This window comes from Micromonospora orduensis (genome assembly GCF_006228125.1).
GTDB lineage: Bacteria > Actinomycetota > Actinomycetes > Mycobacteriales > Micromonosporaceae > Micromonospora > Micromonospora orduensis.
On record NZ_VDFY01000271.1, the window covers coordinates 1 to 6,308 of the forward strand.

At 74.8% G+C, this 6,308-nt stretch carries 6 protein-coding genes and 1 pseudogene; 6 read left to right on the top strand and 1 reads right to left on the bottom strand.

The window, feature by feature from the left end; all coding sequences use genetic code 11:
• Positions 1-797 precede the first annotated feature (797 nt).
• Together FHG89_RS34355 and FHG89_RS29605 are read left to right on the top strand one after the other, a co-directional pair.
• Positions 798-1,452 (top strand): annotated as a pseudogene (locus FHG89_RS34355) (hypothetical protein); the annotation flags it as partial.
• Between the two features lie 406 nt (positions 1,453-1,858).
• The gene (locus tag FHG89_RS29605; protein WP_139587686.1) at positions 1,859-2,878 is read left to right on the top strand and encodes an HAD-IIA family hydrolase; all 1,020 of its coding nucleotides are present in this window, start codon (positions 1,859-1,861) and stop codon (positions 2,876-2,878) included.
• 18 nt (positions 2,879-2,896) lie between these two features.
• On the opposite strand, the gene FHG89_RS29610 is transcribed toward FHG89_RS29605, so the two are convergent.
• Positions 2,897-3,235, bottom strand: a complete 339-nt coding sequence (locus tag FHG89_RS29610) for an SCP2 sterol-binding domain-containing protein (RefSeq protein WP_139587687.1) — start codon at positions 3,233-3,235, stop codon at positions 2,897-2,899.
• A gap of 111 nt (positions 3,236-3,346) precedes the next feature.
• On the opposite strand from FHG89_RS29610, the gene FHG89_RS29615 reads away from it, so the two are divergent.
• The 4 genes from FHG89_RS29615 (at position 3,347) to FHG89_RS29630 (ending at position 6,071) form a co-directional block, all read left to right on the top strand.
• Complete coding sequence (locus FHG89_RS29615) at positions 3,347-3,934, top strand: phasin family protein (protein WP_139587688.1); 588 nt, start codon at positions 3,347-3,349, stop codon at positions 3,932-3,934.
• Between the two features lie 28 nt (positions 3,935-3,962).
• A complete protein-coding gene (locus FHG89_RS29620; protein WP_208761156.1) occupies positions 3,963-4,232 on the top strand; it encodes a hypothetical protein in 270 nt (89 codons plus the stop codon).
• A 20-nt stretch (positions 4,233-4,252) separates the two neighbouring features.
• The gene (locus tag FHG89_RS29625) at positions 4,253-5,113 is read left to right on the top strand and encodes a TlyA family RNA methyltransferase (RefSeq protein WP_139587689.1); all 861 of its coding nucleotides are present in this window, start codon (positions 4,253-4,255) and stop codon (positions 5,111-5,113) included.
• A 70-nt stretch (positions 5,114-5,183) separates the two neighbouring features.
• Complete coding sequence (locus FHG89_RS29630) at positions 5,184-6,071, top strand: NAD kinase (protein ID WP_139587690.1); 888 nt, start codon at positions 5,184-5,186, stop codon at positions 6,069-6,071.
• The last annotated feature ends 237 nt before the right edge of the window (positions 6,072-6,308 follow it).

The following is a 6,308-nucleotide window of genomic DNA, read 5'->3' on the forward strand; positions in this document are numbered from 1 at the left end:
CGCCACCACGGAAGCCGCCCTCGCGGCGGTCGCCACCACGGAAGCCGCCCTCGCGGTCGCCGCGTGAGGGTGGCTTCCGTGGCGGCGACCGCGAGGGCGGCTTCCGTGGTGGCGACCGCCGCGAGGGCGGCTTCCGTGGTGGCGACCGCGAGGGTGGTTTCCGTGGTGGCGACCGCCGTGAGGGTGGTTACCAGGGCGGCGACCGTGGCCGTTCCGGCCCGCCGCGTGAGGGTGGTTTCCGTGGTGGCGACCGCGAGGGTGGTTTCCGTGGTGGCGACCGCGAGGGTGGTTTCCGTGGTGGCGACCGCGAGGGTGGTTTCCGTGGTGGCGACCGCCGTGAGGGTGGTTACCAGGGCGGCGACCGTGGCCGTTCCGGCCCGCCGCGTGAGGGTGGCTTCCGTGGCGGCGACCGCGAGGGTGGCTTCCGTGGCGGCGACCGCCGCGAGGGCGGCTTCCGTGGCGGTGAGCGTCGTGAGGGCGGCGCCCCGCGTGAGGGCGGCTTCCGCGGTGGCGACCGCCAGGGCGGCTTCCGGGGCGGCGACCGGGACGGTTCCCGTCCCAGCGGCCCGCGCGAGGGTGGTTTCCGGGGCGGCGACCGCCGTGAGGGTGGTTTCCGGGCCGACGACCGGCCGCGTCGCGAGGAGGAGACCCGCCGCGACGACCGTGGTGCGGGCTCCGAGTCGTACGAGGGTGGGCGCACCTCCGCCCCGGCGTTGCCGGACGACATCGTCGCGACCGATCTCGACAAGGACGTCCGCGCCGAACTGCTGTCGCTGAACAAGCCGGTCGCCGAGACGGTGGCCCGGCACCTGGTCGCCACCGGTCAGTTGATCGACGAGGACCCGGCGGAGGCGCTGGCGCATGCGCTGGCCGCCCGTCGACTCGCCTCGCGCATCTCCGCTGTCCGGGAGGCCGTGGGTCTGGCCGCGTACCACGCGGGGGAGTGGCAGACGGCGATCGCCGAGCTGCGCACGTACCACCGGATGAGTGGCCTGCAGAGTCACATCGCCGTGCTCGCGGACTGTGAGCGGGCCCTCGGTCGGCCGGAGCGGGCCATCGACCTGTTCCGTGGCGCCGACCAGGACAAGCTGGACCAGGCTGTCGCGATCGAGCTGCTGATCGTCGCCGCCGGCGCCCGGGGTGACCTCGGGCAGAAGGACGCCGCCGTGGCGATGCTCCAGGTCCCGGACCTCACCAGCGAGGCGACGGTGCCGTGGACCGCGCGGCTGCGGTACGCGTACGCCGACGCCCTGCTCGCGGTGGGTCGGCGCGAGGAGGCCCGCGAGTGGTTCTCCCGCGCCGCCGACGTGGACACCGAGGGTGAGACCGACGCGGCCGAGCGGCTGCTCGAACTCGACGGCGTGGTCATCGAGGGCGACGACGAGGACGAAGCCGAGGAGATCGCCGCCGGTCCGGGCGCTCCCGGCGCGGTCCCGACCCAGCCGGACACCGACCTGGCGGCCGGTGACGACGACACGGCGGACCGGGACGCGGACGACGACGAAGACTTCGACGACGACGACGACGACGAAGACGACGACGACGACGACGAAGACGACGACGAAGACGACGACGACGAAGACGACGACGACGAAGACGACGACGACGAAGACGACGACGACGACGAAGACGACGAAGACGACGAAGACGACCGCGACGAGGACTTCGACGACGACGAGCAGGGCGGCGCTGTCGGTCGCTCGGCGGACGACGAGGGCTTCGGCGACGAGGACGAGGACCGGCATGCCGACCAGAGCGGGAACGCCGAGCCGGCTGACCGGACCGCGCCGGTCGCGGACGCGGTGAACGCCGACGACACCGCCCCCGCCCGGGGCGACGAGCCGGAGCCGACGCAGCGGTGAGTGCCGACGCCGGGAAGCGGCTGGTCGACGGGTACACCCTGGTCGTCTTCGACCTGGACGGGGTGATCTACCTGATCGACCGGCCGATTCCCGGCGCGGTCGACGCGGTGGCCCGGCTGCACGCCGAAGGGCGGGCGGTGGCGTACGCGACGAACAACGCCTCCCGACGGTCCAGCGAGGTCGCCGACCTGCTGACCGGGATGGGGGTGCCGGCCCGGCCGGAGGAGGTGCTCACCTCCGCCGCGGCCTCGGCTGAGCTGCTGCGTGACCGGCTGCCCGCGGGTGCGCCGGTGCTCGTGGTCGGCGCGGAGGCGCTGCGCGCCGAGCTGCGCGCGGTCGGTCTGACCCCGGTGTCCCGCGCCGACGAGGAGCCGGCCGCGGTGGTGCAGGGATACGGCCCGCAGGTGGGCTGGGCTGAGCTGGCGGAAGCGTCGGTGGCCGTACGGTCGGGCGCGACCTGGATCGCCACCAACACCGACCGGACCCTGCCCAGCAATCGTGGACCGTTGCCCGGCAACGGCTCGCTTGTCGCCGTGTTGCGGACCGCGTTGGAGCGGGATCCCGACGTGGTGGTGGGCAAGCCGGAGCCGGCGCTGTTCGAGACCGCCGCCCGGCGCAGCGGCGGTGGCCGGACGCTCGTCGTCGGTGACCGTCTGGACACCGACATCGAGGGCGCGCGCCGGGCCGGACTGGACAGTCTGCTCGTGCTCACCGGCGTCCACGGCGTTCCCGACCTGCTGGCCGCCGGCCCGCGGCGGCGGCCCACGTACGTGGCGCGGGACCTGGCGGGGCTCTTCGACCCGGAGGGGGCTGTGGCGGTCCCGGGGGACGGCGCAGGGTGGTCCGTGACGGACCGGGACGGCCTGGTGGAGCTGGCCGGCTCGGGTCGGCCGCTGGACGCGCTCGCCGCGCTCTGCGCGGCGGCCTGGTCGGCGCCGGAGCTGCCGAAGATCCGTGCGGTGGGCGCCGACGCGGCCCACGCCCTGGAGAGCTTCGGGCTGCCCAGCGGCGGGTGAGACGGGCCGGAGGGCTCGTCAGAGCAGCTTGCGCAGCTTCAGCAGGTCGAACGGGTTCGCCTTGATCGACACCCGGCGGGAGGTCACCGCGCTTGTGACGTCCAGATCGCCGCGGACCAGGGCCAGCAGGTCGTCGCTTGACGTGCTCAGCGCGATCTTGGCCTTGGGGTCGTCGCCGTCGGTCAGCTCGACCAGCCGGCCGCCGCTGATCCGGCCGTGGAACGCCGTTTCCAGGTCGGTGATCCGGCAGGCCAGCGTCCGGTCCAGGTCGATCCGGTCGCGTACCGTCTCGGCGTTGCGGTCCAACCGGGCGGCCAGCTCCTGCAACGCCTGCCGGCACTCGTCCACGCTGGCCACATCTCCCCCTCGCTGATCGCCACGCCGTCCCCGGCACCGTACCGCACAGGACTGTCCGGGGTGCCCGGTAGCGTGACACCTGCACACCTCGCCCCATGGAAGGACACCGGCATGCAGGACGCGTGGCGCGCCTACCTCGAACTGGCCATGGGCCTGGCGGAGGCGCCCCGGAAGAAGGCCCAGGACGTGGCGCGTCGCCTCGTCGGCTCCGGCGGCGCGACCGCCGCCCAGCTCCAGGCCCTCGGCGAGGAGCTGGTGAGCACCGGCGCCGCCAACCGGGAGGCGTTGACCAAGCTGGTCCGGTTCGAGGTCGACCGGGCACTCGGCGCGGTCGGCCTGGCCACCGCCGACGAGGTGGCCGAGCTGACGCGACGGGTGCGTGACCTGGAACGGCAGCTGCGCGAGGCGCGGGCCGTCGAGCCACCCGCCGGCCCCACCCCGGAGCCCGACCCGACCCGCGCCGCGCGGCCCGACGCCGGCCTGGTGCCGTCGGACGGCCCGGCCGGCGCCCCGGTCTCCGCGCCGGTGGCGAAGAAGGCGGTCGCGAAGAAGTCGGTGGCGAAGAAGGCGGTGGCCAAGAAGGCCATCGCGCGCAAGCCGCCCGCGACCATCAGCCGTACCAGCGACGAGGCCCCGACCCCGGCGGCGATGCCGGCGAAGAAGGCCGTGCGCAAGCGCCGCCCGGACGGTGGGTCGTGACGCCCGCGTCGTCCGGGTGGAGCGCCCGGTGACCGGCGACGTCCGGCCGGGGCCGCCCGGCGTGCGCCCCGGTCCGCCGGCCGGTGGGTTCGGCGTGCGACCCGGTCCGCCGTCGAGCGTCCGACCCGACCTCGACGCGGGCGGCGACGACGCGCACGCCGCGCGGCACCCGGCGGTCGACGCCGCCGTGCGGGCCATGGCGAACGCGGCGACGCTCGCCCCGGCCGACCAGGTCGCCCAGTACGAGGCGGCCTACGAGACGCTGCGGGAAACTCTCGCCACAATCGACCAGACCTGAGCGAGACCGGAGAACCACCCATGGCACGTCGCAACCGGCTGGACGCCGAACTGGTCCGCCGCGGTCTGGCCCGCTCCCGCGAGCAGGCCGCCGCGCTGGTGGAGGCCGGCCGGGTCCAGCTGCGCGGGGTGCCCGCGCGCAAGGCCGCCGCGATGGTCGATCCCGCCGACCCGCTGCTGGTCACCGGCGCCGACCCCACCGAGGAGTACGTCTCGCGCGGCGGGCACAAGCTGGCCGGCGCGTTGGCGGCGTTCGGCCCCGGCGGGCTGCGCGTCGCCGGCCGGCGCTGCCTGGACGCCGGCGCCTCGACCGGAGGCTTCACCGACGTGCTGCTGCGCGCCGACGCCGCCGAGGTGGTGGCCGTGGACGTCGGCTACGGGCAGCTCGCCTGGTCGCTGCGCACCGACGACCGGGTCCGCGTCCTGGAGCGCACCAATGTCCGTACCCTCGAACCGGAGACGATCGGCGGGCCGGTCGACCTCACGGTGGCCGACCTGTCGTTCATCTCGCTGCGGCTGGTGCTGCCGGCGTTGGCCCGCTGCACCCGCGACGACGGTGACCTGGCGTTGATGGTGAAGCCGCAGTTCGAGGTCGGCAAGGACCGGGTGGGCGCCGGCGGCGTGGTCCGCGAGCCGGAGCTGCGCGCCGAGGCGGTGCTCGATGTGGCGGCGGCGGCGGGGCAGCTCGGCCTCGGCCTGGCCGACGTGGCGGCCAGCCCGCTGCCCGGGCCGAGCGGCAACGTGGAGTTCTTCGTATGGTTGCGCCGGGGCGCACCACCGGCCGACCCGCAGCGGGTGCGGGCCGTGGTGGCGGCCGGGCCGGACGGCCCGACGACGGCCGGTGACGTGTCGGCCGCGGCGGCGGAGGAGGTCGCAGGGTGAACGCGTACAGCGAGCGGTACGCACCGGCACGCGGCCGTGCCGGGGCGACGGTGGACGGGCGGCCGGTCCGATGAGCGGTCGCACGGCGCTGCTGGTGACCCACACCGGCCGTCGGCGCAGCACCGAGCACGCCCGGTCGGTCGCCGCCGACCTGATCGCGGCGGGTTTCGAGGTACGGGTGGTCGCCGACGAGGCCGATGACCTCGACCTGCCCGGCGTGGTGCCGGTCGCCGGCCCGGAGGCGGCCGAGGGCGCCGAGATCGTGTTCGCGCTCGGTGGGGACGGCACCTTCCTGCGCGCGGCGGAGCTGGCCCGGCCGGCGAAGGCGCCGCTGCTCGGCATCAACCTCGGCAAGGTGGGCTTCCTGGCCGAGGCGGAGATCGACGACCTGGACACGGCGGTCCGGGACGTCGTCGGCCGCAACTACACGGTGGACGAGCGGCTCACCCTGGACGTCACCGCCGAGTTCGACGGCGGCCCCACCATCGAGTCGTGGGCGCTCAACGAGATCAGCGTCGAGAAGGGCGAGCGGGCGCAGATGCTCGAACTTCTCGTCGACGTGGACGGCCGGCCACTGTCCCGTTACGGCTGCGACGGCGTCGTCTGCGCCACCCCCACCGGCTCCACCGCGTACGCGTTCTCCGGCGGCGGCCCGGTGGTCTGGCCGGAGGTGGAGGCGCTGCTGCTGGTGCCGATCAGCGCGCACGCGTTGTTCAGCCGCCCGCTGGTCACCGCGCCCACGTCCACCTTCGTCATCACCGTGGACCCGTTCACCACCCTCGCCGTGCTCTCCTGCGACGGTCGACGGGTGTACGACCTGCCGCCCGGCGCCCGGGTCACCGTGCGTCGGGGCGCCCTGCCGGTGCGCATCGTGCGGCTGCGGGCACGCCCGTTCACCGACCGACTGGTCGCCAAGTTCGGCCTTCCCGTGCACGGGTGGCGGGGCAGCCGCAGGTGACCGTCGGGCACACCGTGGGTGCACGGTGGTTGTCCACCTGACGACATGTCGCCGCTGCGGCGGCCGACGACTAGTGACCTGGTGACGGGCTCCGTCGCAGACTCCGATCGGCCCTCATCTACGGATGGGGGCCCACAGGAGTAGAGGAGCACATCGCATGCACTGGTCCCCACGCTGGCTCACCGCCGGCGCGGTCGGCGCGTTGGTGGTGGGCCAGCGTGGGGACCAGTGCATGCG

Excerpts from the sequence above, each read along its gene's own strand:
- FHG89_RS29615 (WP_139587688.1), top strand. The coding sequence starts at position 3,347 with ATGCAGGACGCGTGGCGCGCCTACCTCGAACTGGCCATGGGCCTGGCG.
- FHG89_RS29625 (WP_139587689.1), top strand. The coding sequence starts at position 4,253 with ATGGCACGTCGCAACCGGCTGGACGCCGAACTGGTCCGCCGCGGTCTG.
- FHG89_RS29630 (WP_139587690.1), top strand. The coding sequence starts at position 5,184 with ATGAGCGGTCGCACGGCGCTGCTGGTGACCCACACCGGCCGTCGGCGC.